The sequence below is a fragment of the Kitasatospora sp. NPDC088351 genome (genome assembly GCF_040685575.1).
Taxonomy (GTDB): Bacteria; Actinomycetota; Actinomycetes; order Streptomycetales; family Streptomycetaceae; genus Kitasatospora.
The window spans coordinates 90712-112485 of the sequence record NZ_JBFBIL010000005.1 but is presented as its reverse complement, the minus strand read 5'-3'; the positions used below and the strand labels follow the sequence as shown (position 1 = coordinate 112485).

Sequence of the window (21774 nt, the reverse complement as noted above, 5' to 3'; positions counted from 1 at the left end):
ACGGGCGGGGCACTGGAACGGCTGCTCTCAAGGTCCGATTGGCAGCGACCAGTGCTGTCGCCTGAGGCGCGTGTAGGGCTGGGTTGGCTCGCCGAGACAATCCTCGACGAGCCGCGTCATGCCGCAGTCGGCTCCTAGCCGTAGCGAGAGAAGGTGGGACCGCCATTACGGTAGGCGGCGAGTGCTTGTACAGCTGTGGGGAACGCCGGCTCGGGGAGGTCGCTGGCGGGAACCCAACGGGCGGTGAGGTGGTTGTCGGGTTCGGTGTTGGTGAGGGCGCCGGCCCACTTGTCGGTGGCAACGACGAAGAGAACGAAATGATCGACCTGGTCCCAGCCCGGTGCGACGTGAACGAAGTGGAGGTCGGCAGGGTCGACGAGCAGGCCGGTTTCCTCCTTGAGCTCGCGGGCGGCGGCCTCGTCGAGGGCTTCGCCGGGCTCGGCCTCGCCAGCCGCAATTCCCCCACTGGACAGAGTCTGGCTGGGGAATCCCGGAGTGCTCATCCACGAAGGCGCCTCCTCGATGCTGCTGGTATGTGCGTTTGTGCTTCCACGGTCTCTCCCGTGCCTTCAGGGCAGGAGCCAGGAGCAATGGCGCTCGCCCGGCATGGCCATGACTGCCGGAGTAGATTGATTCGTAGACGGCACACAGAGCCGCCATGGGTTGTTATTGCTTCTGGCAGCCGGGACGGCAGACGAGCGGGTAGGTGCCCGCTCGACAGCACGTGCGCGGCACGGGTGAGGAGGCGCCTCGTGGCAACCTTGACACTTCCCACGGGCTACACGAACGCTGAGTGGGAGCCGATTGTTCGCAAGGGCCGGAAGCTGGTCAAACAGAGGAGCAGCATTCAGTTCGATCTAGGCGATCTCGTGATCAACGCGTTGGTCGGCCATCCCCGAGGTCACGGCGAGGTGGGGCAGGTCATTGAGCTGCTCGCCCACCAGATTGGTGTCAACGAGGCCACCCTGCGTCGGTACTACTCGGTGGCCTCGCAGTGGCCTGAGGAGAAGCGGCGCCCGGATGTCTGCTTCACCGTCCACGAAGAACTCGCACGGGTGCGAAGTCGGTTTATCTTGATCCGGAAGGACCCGTATGACCCGTTCTCGAAAGAGAACCGGTGGACGGTCAACGAAGCGCAGCGTATCGGCAGAACCATGCCCCTGACGCCGACGAACTCGGAAGAGCGGCTGGCGAAGACGCGGCGACTGCTGCACAGCGACGAGGATGCTGCTGAGGCCGTGAAGGAGATGATCGCCCGGCCTGAGGTGCGCAGTCGGGTCGTGGCCGACCCTCATTCGCGCAACATGCTGCGAGAGGCACAGCGAGAGCACTGGCGGCAGGTCGACCGCGAGATCGAAGCTGAGGAAGATCTTGCTTCGGTTGAAGAGGCCGAGGAGGTCGAGGAAGTCGTCGAGGAGACGGCCCTCCCAGGGGTCGGCAGAGAGGCGCCCCTGGAGATCCTCAGGCTGATCGGAAGCTTCGCATCGTTCTTCGTCTCCCTGCAGCGGATCATCCCCGAGGTCCATGCCCAGGACTACAACGAGGACACGAAGGCAGCAGTGCTCGACAACGTCCACAAAGCGCGGATGCTCCTCGACTGGTGTGAGAGCGCAATCACGACAGGCCGCACCGACATGGACAAGGCACTGGCGAGCCTTCTGAAGGACGAGGAGGGCGAGTAGCCGCAGGCAGTGGCTGCTGCAACAACAGGGTCATCTGCCTGAAAGGCCACGCCCGGAAGGACGTTCGTCCGGGCGCCGGGCCACCAAGGGGTGACAACGGCAACTAAAAAGAAGGTGGCAGCCATGACCACCACGCGCCGCCAGGCGGCGCACGACAGCGGAGAGGATATCTGGAACCGGGTAGCAAAGGCCGGTGACAACGGCCTTCCCCGAGAGGAGGCCATCGGCGAGAACACAACAGCCCAGTTCGAACGAGGCAAGTCATGGATTCGCGACCACCAGTGCGCGAACAAAAAGACGGGCTTCGTGCTAGTACACGGCCGGTACGCGGCCACCAACAACGTCGACATGAGCAAGCTGTACGCCTCGATCAGATTGGGAAGCCTGTTCAAGGCCACGGAGCGCGTGTACAAGTGCGCGCTGGCCAACCTGCCACCTGAGGCGCAGAGCGACCTGTCGGTCATGGTGTTGATGAAGACGTGCAGGGACATCTTCGCTGCCATGGAGTTCCTGAAGGAGGCCGGATTCTCGGCACAGGTCGCTGGGGAAGTCTCCCAGGAGAAAGCCAAGACGTCCACGGCATCGGGTAGGGGCCGGAAGACGTCGGGCACCGCCAGGCGGCATTGAACCCGAGGGCACGAGCCGGGCCCACAGGTAGGGTGGGCCCGACCCGCTAACGTCGAGCGTCCCTGGCTACAGGGGCCGACGCAACTCAAGGCTTAACTCACTGCGCCAGGCCAGAACGAGCACCAAGCGCATCTCTAACGGTTCTTCTTGCGAGACGCCCTCGCTTGCTTCTGCTGCCGCTTCCTGGCTTGTGCGGCGCGCTTCTGTGCCTCCAGCGCCCGCCGCTCTGCCGGCGAGAGCATGGCACGGCGGAACGCGGACTCAACCAGTTGCTCATCTTCGCCAAGCCAGTTCGGTGCCTTGCCACTTACCGTTTCGTCGGCCGCGATGGAAGCAGCGATCTCGTCCTGCAAGTCTTCAGCGCGGTTGTACGTGATGATCTCGACGGGCGCGCCGTAGACGACCCCGGGGCCGGCCGGAGTCTGCTCGAACCCGTAGTCGTTGTAGGCCACGATCCCACCGCCAATACCGCGCGCATCCCCCTTGGGGATCTCGGCCCCGTACATGTTCGAGGCTTCGCCTCGGCGGCCTTCTGGGCTGCTCAGATACGGGCAGACCATAGCGGCGTAGATCATGCAGGTCCGATGGCCGGGGGCTTCACCGGTGGGCGCAGAGTTGCGGTACGCCTTCCCGATGCCCAGCAGCGCGCTGATCATCTCGGCCTCCTCTCCGTCCACGACGCGCCACACTGGTCCCGGCTGCATCTCCCTACCGCAGACCGTGCATCGGCGCTCTTCGACGCACAGGAACACCCGGCGCATGCTCGTGCTGGCAAACTGCGGGACGCCGTCCTCCCACGGAGTGATCGCCGGGACGGGGTACCCGCGGGGGTCGCGTGGACGTGCAGTGATACCGGACGGCATGGCTATGTCAGTGACTCGCATTCCGCGACTATATGACCCTGTCCCCATCGTCCCAGTGATCACTGTGGCGGGTGCTCTTGTCCTGAGGAAACTGCGCATTCCGACTTCGGCTGAAGACACTCCAACGCCCGCCCAAGCTGACCAACCCGGCTGTCGGCAGCGGTTGAAATCGGGCCGGTCCCGACGGTTCAGTTGTGGGCCAGTTGCAGTCTCGCTGGATGGCGTGTGCCAGTCGTTGTCGTCGGTGGGGACGTGTGCGAGTTCGTGTCCTCGCGGTCGGAGGCCCCGGTCGCTCAGCTGGCCCGGCCCCGGGGCTGAGGACCGAGGGCCGAAGGAGCTACCGGGCTGTGCCGGTCCCGCGGGCAAGAGCGGGCCCATGCGTCAGCTGTAGAGATTGGCTCCGACTTCGACGAGCTGCTGTCCGACGCCGGTAGCTACAGCAGCCGTAAGCTCTGAGCCGGCCAGACGCATAATCCTGCGCCAGATACGGCCGCCCTGCTCGGGGTCATGGCCGTCGCGTTCGAGGGCTTCGACCTCAGCCACGTAGTCCTCGGCGTCGACCGGGTCGAGGCCGAGCTGCGGGGCGACATCGCGCAGACCCTGCACCAAGCCTGCGAGGGCCTGGGCATCGATCCCGTTGCCCACGTTGATCGAGTTGTGGTCGCCGGTGGAAACGACACCGCCACTGACTCCGCCTTGCACGACCGTGCCGTGGTAGTTGGTCGTCGTGGATGCGGTGTGCTGGCTGTCCATGTAACTCCTCACAGTGTGGCCGCCACGGATACAGGCGGTGCCGGCCATGGTGATCCGCAGCCGGCATGAACCGGTGCCTTCTGAGTCGGCCTCGCCGTCCGCCAGACCGTGTGCTCCGAGTTCGACGGCAGCCTCCGCGATCTCGGCGACCGTGAGTACGGTGCCGGCGAAGAACGCAGCCGGGGCGTCGGCGAACTGGCTGGGCTCCACCGGGGCACCCTGGTCGTACAGCCACCGCAGGACCGCGTCAGCGGCGTAGTTGGCGCGGGCGACGCTGTCACCAGCAAGCTTCTTCAACCGCCGCACCTCAACTCGGCCGGCATCCATCAGTCGAACTGTGGTCTGTTCTCCGCCCCAGCTGCGAACGATCTGCACCAGGCCGTGCTGCTCCAACTGGAGCGCGAGTTCAGCGGTGTCCTCCCTCGGAAGGTCCTCCAGCTCAGCGAAGCTCAGCAGGTCTCGGAGGCCGCCGCGCTGCCGTCCTGTCGGATCGTCCAACCACAGCAGGGCTTTGGACAGGTACGGGTCCTCCGCGACCCCGCCGTGCGCATGCGGGCCCGTGCCGTTGGACGGGTCCGTACTGACTGGGACTCGAATCGGATGACGCCGTGCCGAGCGTTCCACCCCCTTCTGGATCTCGCGCATCATTTGGTCGATCCCGCGTTGATTGATCTTGAACCCTGCCAAGTCCGACTCCTTCCTACATGGGACCGTACGAAGCTATCGGCTCGCTCTGACACGCCGATCACAGAGCGCGACTAAGCCCGGATCCACCACGACAAGGTCGACTGGAATACCTCTCGAACTGGCCGCATCGGCGTCCCTGCTCCACTAGCCTGCTTGGGGTGATGGAAGCGACTCACGACGCCCGAAGTGGCGCGCGCTACAGCGAGATCGCGGAGGATCTGGCGGTTCTCGGCCGGGCTTTCGGGCTGGGTGAGGTGCGGGAGTGCCGCTTCCTGTCGGACGGCTTGATGAACGGGAACTGGCGGCTGGATACGGCCGAGGGCTCGTTCGCGTTAAAGCGGATCATGGATGTGCCACTGTCGCTGGCTCGCCGGAACCTGGCTGCGCTGGCGGAGCTGGCCGACGACGGCCTGCCAGTGGGTAGGGCGCGGGTTTCCTCGGCTGGGGACGCGGTGGTCGATGTCGCCGGCCGCGGGTACTGCCTGCTTCCGTGGATGGAGGGGAGCCATCTACCGGGTACGGCGCTTTCGGTTGGGCAGGCCGGTGACCTCGGCGTTCTCCTCGGGCAGGTCCATCGGCGCTTGAACGGTGAGCGGCCGGCCGGCCTGCTGCCACCGGGGCCAGAGCAGGTGACCGTCTCGGTGACCACGCCCGCCGAGGCTCACCAGGAGACGGATCGCTTCCTCGCCCTGATCGCGGGACTGGAGAGCCGGACGGCGTTCGACGTCGAGGCTGCATCGGCGCTGGCTGAGCGCAAGGTGCTGCTGGAGACGTACGGGCATGAGCACCCGGCCGGCGAGGTGGCGATCGGCCCGGTGGGGTGGACGCACGGTGACGTGCAGCACCGGAACGTGCTGTGGCAGGACGGCGAGATCGTCGGGGTGATCGACTGGGACCGGATCCGGGTCCGGCCGTTCGGCGAGGAGGTCGCCCGCACCGCCACGGTGCAGTTCGGCGGTGAGGACGGCTTCCTCGATCTGGAGCTGACGTCCGCGTTCGTGGCCGGCTACCGGTCGGTGGTGCCGCTTCCCGTGCCGGCGCTGGCGGACGCGGTGGACCGGCTGTGGTGGAAGCGCATGTCGGACTACTGGCAGCTGGTCTTCCACTACGACCGCGACGACCACTCCTTCGACCACCTGTTCCTGCCCGCCGAGCGCTTCCTGGCCTGGTGGACGGAGCGGCGCGAGGACGTGCAGGAGGCGTTCGCGGCTATGCCCTGAGTGGTGTCCGGTCGCTACGCGCTGACCGGTCACCGGGCGGCGGGTCCCCGGAGGCCCTCCGGCTGTATCAGAGCGAGACTGTTCGTTGTGATCTTGCGCAGCGTTCATGGCCGTTCGGCTGGCTCCGGCGGAGGCATCTCGATACGGCGATTCATCGATGGCGATTCGGCCGAGGAGCTCACCATGCTCCTGCACCGCGCGTACGCCGCCCATGCAGCGGCTGGCAGGGTCTTCTTCGCGTCGTATCAGTCCGTGCAGGACACGGCTACCCGGGTGGGGAGGGGGGAGTGCTGGCTCGCCTTCCGGGGTGCTGAGCTGGTCGGGTCGGTGACAGTGGCCGCGCCGTACACGGTGCCCACGGGGTATCCAGCACCAGCCGATGCGGGCTCGTTCTGGCAGCTCGCGGTGGATCCCGTGTGTCAGGGGACAGGCCTCGGGCACCGGCTGCTGACCGTGGCGGAGGACCGCATCCTCGCTCTCGGGGCCGCGGAAGCAGTCATCGATACGTCGGCCGAGGCCACTGAGCTGGTCGCTTGGTACCGCCGGCGGGGGTACGTCCCCGTGGGGACGTGGCGGTGGGGTGTGACCAACTACGAGAGCGTGGTCCTGCTGAAAGACCTTGCCGCAGCCGGACGAGAGCGGTGAGAACGTGCGGTCGGTGCCTCCCCAACAAAGGCACCGACCGCAGGTCAGCGGCCGACGCTACTGGCCGAGGACTCGGGCAGCGTCCTGACCGGCGATGGTGAGGGCCTCGTCGAGGGCCTCGGGGCGGCGTCCGCCGGCACTGGCGACGGGGCCCGTGCCGCCGGCTCCGCCACCGACCGTGCGGGCAGCCGGGCTGAGGATCTGGCTGGCGTGGGTGCCGGTGTCGTGAAGGCTGCGGGTGATCGCGGCGGCGAGGAGGGCCTTGCCGCCGTGCTCGGTGCAGAGGACGACGACGGCGCGGTCGCCGTTGAGGAGGTCGGCGGTATTGGTGGCCAGGGTGCGGAGTTCGTCCGGGCTGAGGCCGGTGAGCTTCTCGGTGAGGATCCTGCCACCGGGAACGGTGCGGGCGGAGGCCGCGAGCTGCTGGGCTCGGGTGTGCAGCTCGGCATCGCGGATGCGGGCGAGTTCCTGCTGCGCGGTGGTGAGGGCTTCGAGGCGCTTGCGGAGGGTGTCGGGGGCGTCCTGGGGGCGGGTGCCGAGGAGGGTGGAGAGTTCTTCAAGGAGGCGGCGTTCGGTGTCGTAGTGGGTGAGAGCGTCGCGGCCGGTAAGGGCTTCGATGCGGCGCAGGTTGGATCCGATGGAGGCTTCGCCGAGGATGCGGACGGGGCCGGCGCCCGCGCCGTGGCCGATGTGGGTGCCGCCGCAGAGTTCGCGGGAGAAGTCGCCGATGTCGACGATGCGGACGTGGTCGCCGTACTTCTCGCCGAACAGGGCGGTGGCTCCGGCGGCCTCGGCTTCGGAGCGGGTGGCGTGCCAGATGCGGATTTCGGGGTCGTCGAGGAGGTGGTCGTTGACGAGGGTCTCGATGGCGGCGAGCTGGGTGCGGTCGAGGGCGGAGAAGTGGGCGAAGTCGAAGCGGAGGCGGCCCGCGTCGACTAGCGAGCCGTGTTGGCGGGCGTGGTCGCCGAGGGTGCGGCGGAGCATGGCGTGCAGGACGTGGGTGGCGGAGTGGGAGCGGGCGACCGCGTCGCGCCGTGGGCCGTCGACGAGGGCTTCGGCCTGTTCGCCGGTGCGGATCTCGCCCTCGCGGATGCGGACGGTATGGACGTGGAAGCCCTCCAGACCGAGCTTGGTGTCCAGAACGTCCAGGAGCGTACCGGAGGCGGTGCGGATGGTGCCGGTGTCGCCGACCTGGCCGCCGGATTCGGCGTAGAACGGGCTGCGGTCCAGGACCAGTTCGACGGTGCTGCCCTGGTCGGCGCCGGGCACGACGGTGCCGTCCGCGATGAGGCCGAGGATGGTGGCTTCGGTGTCGAGGCGGTCGTAGCCGACGAAGTCGGTGCGGCCGTGGCGGGAGGACAGTTCGCGGTAGGCGTCCTGGCGGCGCAGGGCTTCGGCGGTCTTTGCCTTGCCGCCGGTCTTGGCGCGCTTCTGCTGTTCGGCGAGCAGGGTGGTGAAGCGGTCCTCGTCGACGCTCAACCCGGCGTCGCGGGCGGCCTCGATGGTCAGCTCGACGGGGAAGCCGTAGGTGTCGTGCAGTTCGAAGGCGGTATCGCCGGTGAGGGTGGTGGAGCGGCCCTCGCGGCTGCGGGTGATGGCGGCGTTCAGCAGCCGGGTGCCCTGGGTGAGGGTGCGGGTGAAGGACTCCTCCTCGGCGGTGACGACCTGCTCGATGAGGGAGGCCTGACCCACCAGTTCGGGCCAGACGTCGCCGAGGTTGGCGATGACGCTGGCGGTGGCCGGGGCGAGGACGGGCTGGTCGATGCCGAGCAGGCGGGCGTGGCGGATCGCGCGGCGCATCAGACGGCGCAGGACGTAGCCGCGGCCGTCCTTGGCGGGCAGGACACCGTCGGCGATGAGGTAGGCGATGGAGCGGGCGTGCTCGGTGACGACCTGGAAGGAGACCTTCTCCTCGCCGCCGGGGCCGTTGCCGGGGTAGTCGCGGCCGGCGAGTTCCTGGACGGCGGTGAGGGTGGGCAGGAGCAGGTCGGTGCCGCAGACGTTCTCGACGTCCTGAAGGATCGCGGCGAGGCGGTCCAGGCCGAGGCCGGTGTCGATGCTCTGCCGGGCGAGGTCGCCGAGGATGGGGAAGGTGCCGTTGTCGTCGTCCTCGCCACGCAGGGACTGCATGAAGACGAGATTCCAGATCTCGACGTAGCGTTCGCCGTCGACGGCCGGTCCGCCCTCGCGGCCGAAGGCCGGACCCCGGTCGTAGTTGAGCTCGGAGGAGGGGCCGCAGGGCCCGGGGACGCCCATGTCCCAGAAGTTGTCCGCGCCGAGGCGCTGGATGCGGTCGGCGGGGACGCCGATCCTGCGCCAGAACTGCTCGGCCTCGTCGTCGTCCTGGTGGACGGTGATCCAGAGGCGGTCCTTCTCCAGGTTGTAGCCCTTGGTGAGGAGTTCCCAGGCGTAGGCGATGGCGTCGGCCTTGAAGTAGTCGCCGAAGGAGAAGTTGCCCATCATCTCGAAGAACGTGGCGTGCCGGTTGGTGCGGCCGACGTTGTCGATGTCGGAGGTGCGGGCGCACTTCTGGATGGTGGTGGCGCGGGGGTACTCCGGGGTGACCTCGCCCAGGAAGTAGGGCTTGAACTGGTTCATGCCGGCGTTGGCCAGCAGCAGGGTCGGGTCGGAGGGGATGAGCGGGCTGGACGGGACGTGGCGGTGGCCGCGCGAGGTGAAGAAGTCCAGGAAGGTGGAGCGGATCTGCGTCGAGCGCATGGCGGTATGGCCCTCACGGAAGAGTCGCGGAGAGATGTGGGGTGATCACACGCCGAGCCGGGCCGAGAACGAGGACTGAGTGGTTCTCAGTTCTCCAGCTCGGCGCAGATAGCTCGCGCCCCCACGGTGTAGACCATGACTCCGGTATCCGTCGCTCTGAGGTGGCGCAGCCGACATGGGACGCAACGGTCCGCTGCGACTGCGCCACCAACAGTAGCGGGTCCGGGGTCAAGATCGCTTGGAGTTGTCCTCCTGTCGGCCGATGCCGACCAGGAGGGGCAGGACGAAGGCGGCGTGGTCGGCGCGGGGCATCACGAGGTGGGCTCCGGCCCGGGTGAGCGCTTCAGGGCCGGCGAAACCCCAGCCGGCGCCGACGGCGGTGACGCCCGCGGCGTGCGCGGCGTGGATGTCGGTCTCGGTGTCACCGACGAAGATGCCCGCTCTCGGGGTGACGCCGAGCCGGTCGAGGGCGAGCAGTACGCCGTCGGGGGCGGGCTTGGGCTGGGCGTCCTCGTAGCAGACGACCGTGTCCAGCTGGTCGAGGATGTCCTGCGGCAGAAGCCAGTTGACCCGTTCGCGGCTTCGCAGGGTGACGACACCGGTGCCGACGCCGGCCTCGCGGAGCGACGCGAGGGTCTCGGCGACGTACGGGAACACCTCGGCGGTCAGGGTGGCGGTGGCGCTCGCCGCCGCCCAGCCGTCCTCGTTGATCGGCCCGTCCAGCCCGAGGTCGGAGAGGACGTACTCGTGCGGGGTGATCGCGGCGGCGGGCGGGAGGTCCGCGATGGTGACGCGCCTGCCGAGAGCCGAGGTCGCGTAGCCCGCCAGGGTGGCGAGTTGGGCGGCCTGGCTGTCGACGAGGACGCCGTCGAGGTCGAAGAGCACGGCCCGCTTCACGCGGCACCACCCGTCCGGGGCGTCGGCAGGTCGGCCTCGGTGAGCAGGGAGTGCAGGGTGACGCGGTGGTCGGCGAGCAGAGCCCGGCCGCCGAGCGGGCGTTCCAGGACGCACAGGGCGTGGGTGACCGGTCCGCCCGTCATCCGCAGGATGCGTGCCATGTGGAGCAGTTGGCTCCCGGAGCGGACCACGTCGTCGACGAGTACGGTGCGGCGGCCGTCGATGGCGAGGCCCTCGACCTGGTGTCGCGAGCCGTAGCTCTTGGGCTTGCGGCGCACGAAGACTGCGGGCAGGCCGGTGGCGGCGGACAGCGCCACGACGAGGGGGACGCCGCCGAGTTCGATGCCGGCGAGCACCTGGGCGTCATCGGGGACCAGGCCGGCCAGGGCGGTGGCGGTGTCGCGAAGGAGCGCGGGGTCGGAGGCCATCCGGTACTCGTCGAAGTAGGCGTCGAGCTGTGTGCCGTTGGCGAGCTTGAACGGGGCGTCGACGCAGGCGGTTTCGGCGAGCCGGGCGGCGAGGCCGGCCGGCGGGGTGCGGGTGGTCATGCTCCTCCGATCGGGGCGGTGTCGAGCGTGGCGAGGTGGGCGCGGAAGGCGTCGGCGGACTCCGCGGTGGCGAGGAAGCCGAGCGGCCGGGTCGGGGCCTCGTACAGCCAGCGCTCCTCGCGCAGGAAGGCGAGCAGCCGAAGTGCTGCCGGTCCGGCGACACAGACCGGGACGGGCCGGATGACGGTCGCGTAGTAGAGGGCGGCGGTCAGCTCGTGGAGGGTGCCGACTCCGCCGCCCATGGCGACGATCAGGTCGGCGTTCTCCAGGTAGTGGTTGAGCCGGGCACCGGGGTCGGGCAGGTGCACGGACAGGGTGGTGTGCGGGTTGAACGCGCCCCACTCGTCGTGCTTGCCGATCAGCGTGACGGCAGTGACCGTGGCTCCCTGGCCTCCGGCTCCACGGGCGGCGGCCTCCATCAGCCCGTTGTAGCCGCCGTGCAGGAGCTGGTACCCGGCCTGGGCCAAGCTCCGGCCGATCTCCTCGGCCAGCGTCTCCTCCTCGTGCGAGGTGGGGACGACGCCGCCGAAGAAGACGGCGCTCAGGCCCTCGCGGGCCCGGCTGGCGGCCGGGCCCGCGAGGTGGAGTGCGTTCACACCAGCTCCTGGTAGGTGCGGTAGGCGGCGACAGCGTCCCGCAGACCGTCGAGCGCCTGCGGGCAGGCCCGCTCCGTCAGGGCGAGCACCCGCTCGATCGCCTCGGTGACGTCGGCCGCCTCCGGGACGGCCGGGCCGCCGATCGCCGCATCCAGGTCGCCCAGGCAGGCCCGGCCGATCGGGGTGACGGCGATCTCCTCGCGCAGCTGGTACCAGCCCCAGTACCGCGAGGCCGGGGCCAGGGCCGTCTTGATCAGGTCCTTCGTCGCCGTGTGCAGTCGGTGCCACTCGGAGTACGCCACGAACCGCTGGCCGCGCCGGATCCGCTTGTGCAGGAGCACGGCCAGCACCAGGTGCTCGATCAGCAGCTCGGTGCAGGAGCGCGGCCGGGCGGCGAAGGCGGCGACGAAGCTCTCGGCCGCCGCGATGTCCGACGCGGCAACCGGTCCGGACCGGCGGTCGAGGAGGACGGCGGTGCTGACCATCGCCTGCAGCCGCGGGATCCGGGAGGCCGGTGCGACGTAGAGGTCGATCTGGTGGAGCTTCCCCTCGTCCGGGACGAGGAAGACCATCCCGACTCCACCGAGGTCGGCGACGATCGTGTCGCGCCAGCCGGGCAGCAGGGCGCCGGCCTCGACGGGCATCAGGGTGTCCAGCGCCTCGACGAAGGCCGGGAGTTGGGCGTCGTGGACGCCGACGACGAAGTCGACGTCGGACAGGCGGTCGGCGGTGCCGTGGGCCAAGGAGCCGCGGACCATCAGGTGGGTCACCGACAGGGAGGTGGCCAGGATGTCGGCGAGCTTCGACAGCAGCGGCAGCTGTGCGGGCCGGTTGGCCTGGGTGATCGCCGCCAGTTGCAGGGTGGGCATGCGCTTCTTCCTTCCGGGCGTGGGTGCGGGCTGGGATCAGGCGGGGAGGGCGAGCAGGCGGCGCTTGGCGGTCTCCCAGCGCGTCGCGGCCTCCATGTCGCCGAGGGAGGTGTGCAGTTCGGCGATCAGGTCGTACGCCGTGCCCTCCGGCAGGGCGTAGGTGTAGAAGAGCCGCAGCAGCATCCGCTCGGCCGCCTCCGTGTAGCCGAGGGTGGCCATGTTGCGGGCGCTCTCCAGCCGCTCCGCGAGGACCGTCTGGTCGGCGACGGGCAACGGCTCCGCGACCGTCGGGCTGAGCGCCGGCCGGCGGGCCAGGTGCCGGTAGGCGCCGTCGGCGTACACGTCGGCGATCAAGTGGATCCGGTCGGGGCCGAGCAGGTTGCACACCCCGTGGGCGTACGTCGGGGTGAGCCGCCAGATCCGCCCGCCGGCCATATGCACCTTGGTGCCACCGGTGACCAGGAACGCCGAGGTGTTGGTGTGCAGCGGGACGTGCAGCCGGTGCCGCTCGACCTGGTGGAGCTCGTCGTAGTCGCGGTGCTCCCAGAGGAAGGCGTTGCCCTCCAGCCGGGCCAGCCGCACCCCCATGAAGTTCAGGCCGAGGTCGGCCAGGAACGCGGCGGTGGCCGGCATCCGCCCCAGCAGGTCGGTCGGCTTGGCGGCGCAGTCGCCGATCGTCACGTCGGCGGCGTCGCCGGAGGCGTTCATCAGCGAGGTGGTCCACCAGCCGCCGGACTGGTAGGCGCCGTACTCCGCCTTCCACGGCGCCTGGGCGGTCAGGGCCTCGTGGCGCATCCGCTCCAGATGGGCGGAGTCCACGGCGTCCAGCTGGGCGATCTGCCCGGCCAGAGCGATCAGGGTGCTGTCCATCGGTTCCCTCCCGGGCCGGCTCACTGCATGGCGAGCCGGAATGCACGTGGTGCTGGATGGGGTCGATCGGGCGCCGGTCCCAGCGCCCTTGATCTCACGCTTCGCTGTCGACGATGCACGGACAGCGAAGCGGCGTTCAGGATGGCGGCGCCGGGTGCGGCACCGATACGACACGGCTGCCGTCGCCATCCCGTCGCCTTGAGGGCGGTGAGACCGGCGTCATGGCGGTGTGCGTCATGACTGCCGTCATGGCCGCCGCCATCTGGTCCGGTACGGCCTCGAACGGGTTTCCTGTCGAGGAACCATGGCTATCGTCAGAGCAGACGAACGGGGACGGAGATGATCCGCGGTGGCTGAAACTCCCACACTCCTAAGGGTTTTGACGCTTCAGCGACACTGGCAGGTCTACGAGACCTTCCGCCTTCGGTTCGAGGCGACGGCGAACTCGGCCGCCGAGCAGGAACGCGACCCCCGGCTCCGGGGACTGTCGGTCTCCAAGCGGCAGTTCGAGCGCTGGTACGGCGGAGCGGTGAAGACCCGCCCCTACCCGGACCAGTGCCGGGTGCTGGAGGCCATGTTCGGCGTCGGCGTCGACCAACTCCTCGCCCCCGCACCGGCCGGCCCCGCGCACGCCAGCACCACCTCGTTCGTCGTCCCGCCACCACGGCCGGTCCCTGTCCTCCTCCCACCCGAGCAGGCAGCGGCACTGCCTGCCGGTGGCCCGTCCAGCAGCGAACCCCGCTTCGACGCGGGCACCACGGAATTGGAAAGGCAGGTCATGATGGCGGCTCGTCGCGCACTTCGGTTCACCGCGATGGCGGAGGGCAGCAGCATCGGCTCGGAGACCCTGGGCCAGATCCACGACGAGGTACGGCGATTGACCGCCGCCTACCCGAAACTGGCACTGCCGACCCTGCTCGGCGACCTGGTCGAGGTCCAGGACCTCACCTTCCGGCTGCTGGAACACGGCCGCGTAAAGCCGTTGCAGGCCCGGGAGCTGTACCTGCTCGCCGGGATCACCTCCGGCATGCTCGCCAAGGCCAGCCACGACCTCGGCAACCCGAGCGCCGCGATGATGCAGGCCCGTACCGCCTTCGTCTGCGCCGACAACGCCGACCACCACGCCATGCGTGCCTGGGTACGCTCGCTCCAGTCGCTCATCTCCTACTGGGCCGGCCGCCCCGGCGAGGCCGCCAAGTACGCGGCCCTCGGGCAGAGCGTGGCTGGCGACGTCCACGGCACCACCGGCGTCTGGCTGGCCTGCCTCTCCGCCCGCGCCCACTCCCTCCTCGGCGACGGCGAGGCCACCCGTGCGGCCATCCAGCAGGCCGAGGGCGCCCGCGCGACCGTCGAACCCGACGACCTCGACGCCTTCGGCGGCATCATGACCTTCCCGGTGCCCCGCCAGCTGTACTACGTCGCCGAGGCCACCGTGCAGCTCGGCCAGGACGCCGCGCTCGGCGAGAGCCAGTCCGAAGCGGCCGTCGCCGCCTACCGCAGCGCCTCCGAGGACGAGTGGGCCTTCGGCGACCAGGCCGGCGCCCAGACCGACCTCGCACTGGCCCGCATCGCCCGCGGCGAGATCGAGGGCGCCGCCGAGGCTGTCCGTCCGGTTCTCGACCTCCCCGTCGAGCAGCGGAACTTCGGCATCGTGAGCAGCGCCCAGCGCGTCCACGCCGCCCTGCACGGCGACGGCCGCCGCAGCGGCAGCGGCGCGGCGGCCGGTCTGCGCGAGGAGATCGAGGCCTTCACCGCCACCCCGACCTCGGTCCTCGTCCGGTGACCCCGCGGATAGGCTCCGCAGCCATGACCCCAGTTCACCTGACCGGCCCCAACCTGGCACTGCGCGAGGTCGAAGCCGAGGACACCGACGACCTCCTGGCCATCTACGGCGATCCCGAGGCCACCCGCCACCTCAGCTTCGAACCCCGCACCCGCCAGCAGGTCGAGGCGATCACCGCCCGCTCCATCGCCTCCGCGCACGCCACCCCGCGCGACGAGTACTGCCTCGCCGTCACCCTCCTCGGCGAACACCGGCTGATCGGCTACGCGCGCCTGGCCACCGAGCCTCAGCAGGCCGCCACCATCGGCTTCGCCCTCCACCAGGCCGCGTGGGGCAAGGGCCACGGCACCGAGACCGTCCACCTGCTGTGCGCGCTCGGCTTCAACGTCCTCGGCCTGCACCGCATCTGGGCCGCCCGCTCCCCGCTCAACGAAGCCTCCGCACGCACCCTCCTGCGCGCCGGAATGACCGAGGACGGACGCATCCGCGACCACGTCTTCGTCCACGGAGCCTGGCGCGACTCGATCACCTACTCGATCCTGGAACACGAGTGGGCGCCGATCGACGGAGTGGGCTCCGACGGAGCTGCCGAAGCCGACGGCGGACACAGTCCGGGCAGGTGATCCCATGCTGCCCGAGCCACACATCGTGATCCCCGGCATCGCCGGGTTCGCCCGCGGCGACGTACCCGACCCGCCCGCGACCGACGACGGCAACACCTGGGTCGACGGCTTCTGCTGGCTGTACTGCGGCCAGCAGTGGACCCGTGTCCTGTGGATCGGCCCCGCTCACGTCGCCGGCGCCCAGGCACCCATGTACGCCTGCGAACCCTGCATCCGCGAACTCCAGGAACGGGTCTGGCGCTCGATCCTGCTCAACGACGAGCCGCCCTGCTCGACCCAGCCCACCCCGCAGGGCGGAGGCTCCCGGGCAGCTACAAGGCGCCCGGGGCGGCACCGCCGTTCGCGCTGGTCGCTGATCCCCCGGTAGCGCCTGCCGCCGGACGGACGCGCCGGTCAGCCGACCGGGACCAGCGTGCCGAGGCCCAGCCCGATCGGTCGGGTAGCCCGCAGAGCCGCCCGGGCACGGGCCGCTCCGCCACGGGCGACCGCTTCCCCTCCCCCGACAGTGGGCTTGCGCTCGCCGAGGCCGGCGCACGGGCGGCAGATGCCCGGTTGCGGCACGGGGTCGTGGCAGATAGCGCACTCGGCGTAGCGGGCCGCTGTGGGGCGGGCAGGGGCTGGAACAGGCGGCATCTTGTGCTCCAGGCGGTAGCGGACCACCGATGCTGCCGAGTGAAGCGGGATGGGAAGGCCAGGCAGCAGAGCCTGGGCGAGGTCAGCGTCGCTCGCGCCGCGCTCCAGCCACTGGGCGACCAGCGGGGCGAGCTTCCGGGCCTCGGCCTCACCGAGGCGCAGGCGCGGTTCGGGGCGGATTGCCCGGAAGAGCATGGCAACCGCCGCACGGACCTGCTCGTCCGGCAGCGGGGCAGCCTCATCGGCTTCCTGCCGCTCATCCTCCCGCCCGCCCGGTTCCTCCACTGCGTCGTCGGCCACCTGGCCGTCGACGCGGTCGGCAGGGAGGGTGGGTTCTTTCACCAGGTCCTTTACAAGGGCGTCAGCACCGCCGGTGGTCGCTTCACCGGCGACCGGACGGGTGGCACCCGGCACCGCGAGCTGCGGGGTGTCGTAGACGTGGGTCTCGGTGATGATCGTGCCGTCGGCCATGCGGATCTTCTCGACCCGGTAGAAGCCGGCGTCGGTCAGCTCCTTCAGAGCCTTGCGGATCGCGCCGCGTCCCTGGGGGCTGGTGTCGGCCATGTGCCGACCGTCCTCGCGCCAGCCGTCGGGCCGGGAGAGGAGGTCCGCGAGCAGGCCGCGGGCGGTGTAGGAGAGCCGTCGGTACTGCAGGACGGCGTTGGGCAGCACGGTGAAGTTGCGCACGTGGGCGCTACGATGGACGCGCATCGGGAGGTTGAGACTCCTGTTGCCGGACCCCGGAGCGTTGGCGCGCTGCCGGGGTCGCCTATTTTCGATTGGACCACGGAACGTAGCACACACGCCGTTCGAAGATCGACACGATCGGCGAGCGATCAGCATCACACTCGATCCGGCTCAACTCGATCTCCAAACGGCAAAGGTGAAAGTCCAGTTGGTGTTCCCACCGCCCGCCATCTCACGGTTCGACGGTAAGGACCCCGGAGTGTTCCACGGGTATGGACGTTTACCGAGAAGCCACTGTTCAGTTTCTGAACAGGGCGACCGTTCAGAAACTGAACAGCCCCGTCGTTCGGACTCTGAACAGAACTATCGATTCGCCCGGTGAACACGGCGGCCGTTCATCGAGAGAACAGCACACCCGTTCACTCGGCGAACGACGGCACCGGACAAGCGGTCTGGGTCTTCATGGAGGACGGCGCAATGCTCGGGCCCGCCAGGCCGGGGTGGGATCGCTCCCACCCCGGCCTGGTAAGTGGCGATTACCGCTTGGGGCGATACGGCCCGGACACTGGCGGCGCCGGTGGCGTGGGCGGTGGGCCGGTTGTGCCCGCTGCGGGGTCGATGGTGCGACGGGTGGAGGTCCTGGACAGGGCTGCGCGGGTGCGCAGTTCGTCCTGGGGGGCTGCCAGCGCCGGAGCGGGTAGGCCCGCGTCGCGGCGGATGCGCCAGGTGAGCACGGCGGCGGGCGAGTCCGCAGTGGCCAGTTCGCGTCGTCCGGCCGCGTGGGTGAGCAGGACGGTCGGGTCGTGGCCGGCCGCTTCGGCCTGGGCGAGGGTGGCGGCGAGGGCTGCCCAGTTGTCCTCGGCGAGCAGGCGGGTTGCCTGGTCGGCGGGCAGGGTGCGGCGGATGGCGTCGGCCTGCCGGTCTTGGGCGGTCTTCGGGAGGAGCCGGCCTTCGAGGGTCAGGTGGGCGATCGACTTGGCCGCGTGCCGGAAGTAGGCGGCGCGCAGGTGTCCTGCTGCGGCGTGGGCGGCTTCGGCTTGGTGCCGGTGGCCTTGGGCGGCATGCCACTTGGCGATCACGATCACGAGCAGCACGAGGCTGGAGAGGATCGTGGCGGCGGCCGTGCCGTCCTCGCCGCGGCCGGTGCTGGGGCCGGCGTAGAGGATTTCGCGGGCGGCGGAGCGCATCGTGCGCAGGTCGGTGTCGGCTGCGCGGGTGTGGGCGATGCGGGTGTACTCCAGGGCCCGTGCGGCCTGGTTGATCTCCTTCCTGCTGAGGGTCGGGCTGGTGGCGGCGAGCGTGTCGAGGACTTCGAGGCCGCCTCGGATCACCGCCTCTGCGCGGGCGGCATCGTGCTCGTCATCGAAGGCCGGGTAGGCGAGTTCGACAGTGGTGCTGGCCCGATGGCGGCCGATGGCGGTCCGGGTGGTGCTTTCGGGCGCGGGGTGGGTGGGCTGGTCGATGCCGGCGGTGAAGCGGGCGCGGATCTTGGGTTGGGTGAGGTCGGAGGCGAGCTTGCTCCCCGAGAACCAGAGCGGCTCAGTCTCGTCGTCGGCGGTGAGCGCGAACTTGTAGCCGGTCACGTCGCCGGACGGCGCCCGGCGCACGCCGAGGAGCACGCCCTTCGCGGCGAGCCGAGCGGTGAACTCCTCCTCGTCCGCGGCCCCGGCAAGCGCCTGGCGGACGGCGGTACGCAGGCGGTCACGGTCGGTGCCTTCCCGGCCGAGGCGCTGGGCCTTGCGCAGTTCGGCGCCCTTGGCACGCTTGGGGATCGCGTTCCGGTACTCGCGGGTCCGGGTGTCGGAGAGGTCCTTGAGCCCGTACTGGCGCTCGATCTTGGTGAGTTCGTCCTCGACGCGGTACTGGTCTCCCCAGATTTCGGCCTGGGTGAGGTCGGCGCGGATCATCGTGGCCAGGATGTGGATGTGGTCGTCGGCATGGCGAACGGCCACCCAGCGGCAACCGTCTTCGTCGCCATCGGGGGCGATGCCGGCGGCGGCCACGACCCGGCGGGCGATGTCGCCCCATTCCTCGTCGGTCAGGATCCGGTCGATGGGGGCAGCGCGGACCGGTCGGTGGTAGACGTGCTTCTCGAACTTCCTCTTCGCCTGGTAGCGGACGACGTGGAGGTCGAGGGCATCCCTCAGCTGTTCCAGGGTCGCCGCCGGGTCGCGCCCCGGGTCCGGCGCGAAGCCGTCCCAGGACGCGACGATGTGCGGGTCGGTGTGCTCGTAGGTCTTACCCGGCCCGTACAGGTACTGCAGCGCGCCAAGGGTGTTGCTGCCACGAACCGGCTTGCTGATCAACTGCGACCGGCCTTCGCCTTCGCCAGCCGCATCCCCGTACGGTCGATGTCCGCCACCGCTTCGCGCACCGCGACGGACAGCACCGTCCCGGCGATGAAGACGTCGCGGACCGGACCGGGTTCCGGGGCGATACCCATGTGGCCCTGGTGCGCGATCTGGTTGATGTTCCGGGCCATGCCCGCGAGCTGCTTACGGGTCTCGGCCAGCTCGTCGATCGCCGCGTCCAGCTGCTCGTCTTGGGAGTCGGCGAGGCTGCCGTCTTCGGCCAGGGCCTTGCGGGCGATGTAGGCGGAGACCGAGATGCCCCGCTCGCCAGCATGCTGGCGGAGGACCGCGGCTTCGTCGGGGTTGAAGCGGACCGTGATCTTGGCGTTCTTCAGGTTCGCGGCATCGCGCGTACGGCGCTTGGGCTTTCGACGCTTCGCGGCGATCTCGGTAGCGCGCAGCGGGCGCGGGGCAGCGGGCGATGCTGCGAGGGTGTCGGGCTTCTCCTCTCCCTGTGCCGCGCCCTCGCAGTACTGGGTCGGTGTTGCCGCGTGCGCCCTCGCGCGCGGCAACACCGGTCGGCCCTCGCCCCCTTGGGCGGGGGCCTCCGGCTGCGACCGTCCGTAGGACGGGCGCAGCCACTTGCTTGCTCCGCTGTCGGCCTGCGGGCGGTCGGCCTCGTTGCGGTCGACGGAGTCGATGGCGCCTGCCGGGTGCGGACACGCTGTGGGTCGGATGTCGGTCAGGGGATGGTCCTCGGGTACGGGGGTGTGTGGGAAGCGGAGGCAGTATCCGCGCAGGTTCCGGCTTGGCGGTGCCGAACATCGTTGGTAGGGGCTGGCGGCCCCTCGGTATCGGGAACCGCGCGGTCGACGGGAGAGCGGCCGGTCCCGTCCGGTCAGGAATCGACCGCAGGCGGAACCGGCGAGCGGGGAGACTTCCGCGCATCGGCAGAAGTCGTGGTGACCGACCGGACCGGGCCGGTCGGTCACCACCGTCCGGTCAGTCGACCGGCGGGTGCTGGCGGACCTGATCGTCGGGGAACTCCTTGCGGAGTTCGTCCATCAAAGCCGTGAAGCGCGTACTGCCGAGCGGCAGGTTGGCCTCGCGGACCGCGCGCTCGACGACCGGACGGCTGGGACGCCCGTGCGCCCGGACCGCCGGACGGCTAACCTCCAGCAGCCGGTCCATCGACGCACCCGGAGGCCGCCCGGTCCGCCGCGTCCGGACCTCCTCGCCGTCGTCCGAACGGTGACCGTCCGCCGGCTTCTCGGGGCCAGGCAGTTCCGCCGCCCCCTCCGCCTGGAGACCGTCCGTCCCGGCGGACGGCTGGCCGTCGGCATCACGTGGCGCCGAACCCGGTCCGGTCACGACCGGACCGTCCGGCTCATCGACGGCCGGCGGCAGGGGGTCGGCAGAAGTCCCGCCGGACGGTCCGCCATCAGCAACCGGACCGTCCGGGATGTGCCGGGCGATGAGGATGTAGAGGTGGACCGCCCCGCCGAGGGCTATCGGCGAGAGCGTGGCGAGCACGCCGACCGCAGCGTCCCCGAGCCGGAGCTGGCCGCCGTCGTCGAGCACGTGGTTGAGCCGGACCGCGTGCAGGGCGTTCGCCCACACGCTCGCCGCCGTCGCTCCGGCGAACAGCAGCCAGGCGTAGGCCCGGGCGGTCCAGGGAGCGGCGCGCAGAACGAGCAGGGCGCGCACGCCGTAGGCGATGAAGCCGTCGAGGGTGAACGGGAAGACGTACGTCAGCGGTCCGCGTACGTGGATCGCGACGGCCATCTGCTGGAGGGCGTCGAAGGACAGGGCGAAGCCGGCCAGGCCGATCAAGGCGACGGCGAGGCGGTCCCAGAAGGTGGCACGGGGACGGGAGACAACAAGGGGGCTGAGCCGGACGGCTGCGTCGGCGGTGGGCAACACCGTACGCTGGAGCACGCAGGTTCCTTCCTCGGTGCGCTCGGGCTGCAACCCTGCACCGGGGTCGATCGTCGTGGATGGGCGGTTTTGGGGACCTTTCAGGCCCTCGGCGTTGGTAGCGCCGGGGGCCTTCGCCGTCTCCGCGAGCAGAGACCCCAGGCGATGCACTTTGCATCGACTTGCGATCCTATGCGGATCACCCTATAGTCGACCTCGCTCTCATGCAAATGCCATCACTCATCGATGCGAGGTGAATCGAATGTCCGAGCAGCCGGCCACTCCGGAAAGCCCACCGCCGCCGCCCTCGCTGAGCGAGGAACACGCCGCCGAACGGGTCCGCCTGGAGCGCGAGTACCTGGGGTGGAGCACGGGCGAACTCGCGAAGCGGATGACTGCTGCCGGCTACCCGATGAACCAGTCCTCCGTCTGGCGGATCGAGAGCGGCGAGCCCCGCCGCCGGATCAACCTCGACGAGGCGATCGGCTTCGCCAAGGTCTTCGACCTGCCGCTGGAGGAATTCCTCGGCCCGCCCGAGTCCTCCTCCGACAAGCACATCACCCAGCTCACCACTGAGGTGGTCGCCAGATACCGCTTCCTGCTCGACCTCATGCAGAGCACCAGCTCGGTGTTCAAGGCCGTCGACCAGTACAACGCGATGCTCCCCCAGCACGCCCAGGAGCTGAACAACCGCATCGCCCGCGCCATCGCCGAGGAGAACCGCCGCCGCGGCCCCGTCCGCGAGAGCCCCATGGTCTTCCTGCGCTACCCGGCCTTCCAGCAGGCCGAGAAGCCGTCGGACGCCGCCGCGCAGGAGTAGTCACCGGCCGATCCACGACGCGACCATGATCGTTCTTCGGAGCGA

21 protein-coding genes are annotated in these 21774 nt (G+C 69.8%); 8 read left to right on the top strand and 13 right to left on the bottom strand.

Annotation, left to right across the window (positions count from 1 at the left end):
- Nucleotides 1–134: 134 nt before the first annotated feature.
- Nucleotides 135–503 (bottom strand): NUDIX domain-containing protein, encoded by a 369-nt coding sequence (locus tag AB0P06_RS05660; RefSeq protein ID WP_363605318.1) that lies wholly within the window; start codon nt 501–503, stop codon nt 135–137.
- 249 nt (nt 504–752) lie between these two features.
- Here AB0P06_RS05660 and AB0P06_RS05655 point away from each other — a divergent pair, with 249 nt between their 5' ends.
- Both AB0P06_RS05655 and AB0P06_RS05650 read left to right on the top strand, forming a co-directional pair.
- Entirely contained in the window at nt 753–1682 is a 930-nt protein-coding gene (locus tag AB0P06_RS05655) for a DUF6192 family protein (RefSeq protein WP_363605317.1), read from the top strand.
- Between the two features lie 123 nt (nt 1683–1805).
- On the top strand, nt 1806–2309 hold the full coding sequence (locus AB0P06_RS05650; RefSeq protein WP_363605315.1) for a hypothetical protein: 504 nt from the start codon (nt 1806–1808) through the stop codon (nt 2307–2309).
- Between the two features lie 134 nt (nt 2310–2443).
- On the opposite strand, the gene AB0P06_RS05645 is transcribed toward AB0P06_RS05650, so the two are convergent.
- Both AB0P06_RS05645 and AB0P06_RS05640 read right to left on the bottom strand, forming a co-directional pair.
- Nucleotides 2444–2965 carry a hypothetical protein gene (locus tag AB0P06_RS05645; protein ID WP_363605313.1) on the bottom strand — a complete coding sequence of 174 codons (522 nt, stop codon included), beginning with the start codon at nt 2963–2965 and terminating at the stop codon, nt 2444–2446.
- 588 nt (nt 2966–3553) lie between these two features.
- A complete protein-coding gene (locus tag AB0P06_RS05640; RefSeq protein WP_363605312.1) occupies nt 3554–4612 on the bottom strand; it encodes a hypothetical protein in 1059 nt (352 codons plus the stop codon).
- Between the two features lie 161 nt (nt 4613–4773).
- On the opposite strand from AB0P06_RS05640, the gene AB0P06_RS05635 reads away from it, so the two are divergent.
- Both AB0P06_RS05635 and AB0P06_RS05630 read left to right on the top strand, forming a co-directional pair.
- The gene (locus AB0P06_RS05635) at nt 4774–5832 is read left to right on the top strand and encodes a phosphotransferase (RefSeq protein ID WP_363605311.1); all 1059 of its coding nucleotides are present in this window, start codon (nt 4774–4776) and stop codon (nt 5830–5832) included.
- Between the two features lie 183 nt (nt 5833–6015).
- On the top strand, nt 6016–6477 hold the full coding sequence (locus tag AB0P06_RS05630) for a GNAT family N-acetyltransferase (RefSeq protein ID WP_363605310.1): 462 nt from the start codon (nt 6016–6018) through the stop codon (nt 6475–6477).
- 57 nt (nt 6478–6534) lie between these two features.
- Here AB0P06_RS05630 and alaS read toward each other — a convergent pair whose 3' ends face one another.
- The 6 genes from alaS to AB0P06_RS05600 all read right to left on the bottom strand — a co-directional run bounded on the left by alaS (nt 6535) and on the right by AB0P06_RS05600 (nt 12975).
- Nucleotides 6535–9195: an alanine--tRNA ligase gene (gene alaS, locus AB0P06_RS05625; RefSeq protein ID WP_363605309.1), complete on the bottom strand. Its 2661-nt coding sequence runs from the start codon at nt 9193–9195 to the stop codon at nt 6535–6537.
- A 228-nt stretch (nt 9196–9423) separates the two neighbouring features.
- Nucleotides 9424–10092: an HAD family hydrolase gene (locus tag AB0P06_RS05620; protein ID WP_363605308.1), complete on the bottom strand. Its 669-nt coding sequence runs from the start codon at nt 10090–10092 to the stop codon at nt 9424–9426.
- Nucleotides 10089–10640, bottom strand: a complete 552-nt coding sequence (locus tag AB0P06_RS05615) for a phosphoribosyltransferase family protein (protein ID WP_363605307.1) — start codon at nt 10638–10640, stop codon at nt 10089–10091. Before AB0P06_RS05615 ends, AB0P06_RS05620 begins: the two co-directional genes overlap by 4 nt.
- The gene (locus AB0P06_RS05610) at nt 10637–11236 is read right to left on the bottom strand and encodes an LOG family protein (protein ID WP_363605306.1); all 600 of its coding nucleotides are present in this window, start codon (nt 11234–11236) and stop codon (nt 10637–10639) included. The genes AB0P06_RS05615 and AB0P06_RS05610 overlap by 4 nt, the downstream gene beginning before the upstream one ends.
- Nucleotides 11233–12105, bottom strand: a complete 873-nt coding sequence (locus tag AB0P06_RS05605; protein ID WP_363605304.1) for a hypothetical protein — start codon at nt 12103–12105, stop codon at nt 11233–11235. The genes AB0P06_RS05610 and AB0P06_RS05605 overlap by 4 nt, the downstream gene beginning before the upstream one ends.
- A gap of 36 nt (nt 12106–12141) precedes the next feature.
- Nucleotides 12142–12975: an aspartyl/asparaginyl beta-hydroxylase domain-containing protein gene (locus tag AB0P06_RS05600; protein ID WP_363605302.1), complete on the bottom strand. Its 834-nt coding sequence runs from the start codon at nt 12973–12975 to the stop codon at nt 12142–12144.
- Nucleotides 12976–13354: 379 nt separating this feature from the next.
- On the opposite strand from AB0P06_RS05600, the gene AB0P06_RS05595 reads away from it, so the two are divergent.
- From AB0P06_RS05595 to AB0P06_RS05585, 3 genes are read left to right on the top strand one after another with little or no spacing between them, the layout of a single operon-like run.
- Nucleotides 13355–14758: a hypothetical protein gene (locus AB0P06_RS05595; protein WP_363605300.1), complete on the top strand. Its 1404-nt coding sequence runs from the start codon at nt 13355–13357 to the stop codon at nt 14756–14758.
- Nucleotides 14759–14781: 23 nt separating this feature from the next.
- The gene (locus tag AB0P06_RS05590) at nt 14782–15381 is read left to right on the top strand and encodes a GNAT family protein (RefSeq protein ID WP_363605299.1); all 600 of its coding nucleotides are present in this window, start codon (nt 14782–14784) and stop codon (nt 15379–15381) included.
- A 4-nt stretch (nt 15382–15385) separates the two neighbouring features.
- On the top strand, nt 15386–15748 hold the full coding sequence (locus AB0P06_RS05585; protein WP_363605298.1) for a hypothetical protein: 363 nt from the start codon (nt 15386–15388) through the stop codon (nt 15746–15748).
- 26 nt (nt 15749–15774) lie between these two features.
- Here the strand turns inward: AB0P06_RS05585 and AB0P06_RS05580 are convergent, their stop codons facing one another.
- From AB0P06_RS05580 to AB0P06_RS05565, 4 genes are all read right to left on the bottom strand, one after another.
- Nucleotides 15775–16725 (bottom strand): hypothetical protein, encoded by a 951-nt coding sequence (locus AB0P06_RS05580; RefSeq protein ID WP_363605296.1) that lies wholly within the window; start codon nt 16723–16725, stop codon nt 15775–15777.
- A gap of 512 nt (nt 16726–17237) precedes the next feature.
- Complete coding sequence (locus tag AB0P06_RS05575; RefSeq protein WP_363605295.1) at nt 17238–19007, bottom strand: relaxase/mobilization nuclease domain-containing protein; 1770 nt, start codon at nt 19005–19007, stop codon at nt 17238–17240.
- The gene (mobC, locus tag AB0P06_RS05570; protein WP_363605294.1) at nt 19004–19567 is read right to left on the bottom strand and encodes a plasmid mobilization relaxosome protein MobC; all 564 of its coding nucleotides are present in this window, start codon (nt 19565–19567) and stop codon (nt 19004–19006) included. Before mobC ends, AB0P06_RS05575 begins: the two co-directional genes overlap by 4 nt.
- A 427-nt stretch (nt 19568–19994) precedes the next feature.
- Complete coding sequence (locus AB0P06_RS05565; protein WP_363605293.1) at nt 19995–20930, bottom strand: DUF2637 domain-containing protein; 936 nt, start codon at nt 20928–20930, stop codon at nt 19995–19997.
- A gap of 241 nt (nt 20931–21171) precedes the next feature.
- On the opposite strand from AB0P06_RS05565, the gene AB0P06_RS05560 reads away from it, so the two are divergent.
- On the top strand, nt 21172–21729 hold the full coding sequence (locus AB0P06_RS05560; RefSeq protein ID WP_363605292.1) for a helix-turn-helix transcriptional regulator: 558 nt from the start codon (nt 21172–21174) through the stop codon (nt 21727–21729).
- The last annotated feature ends 45 nt before the right edge of the window (nt 21730–21774 follow it).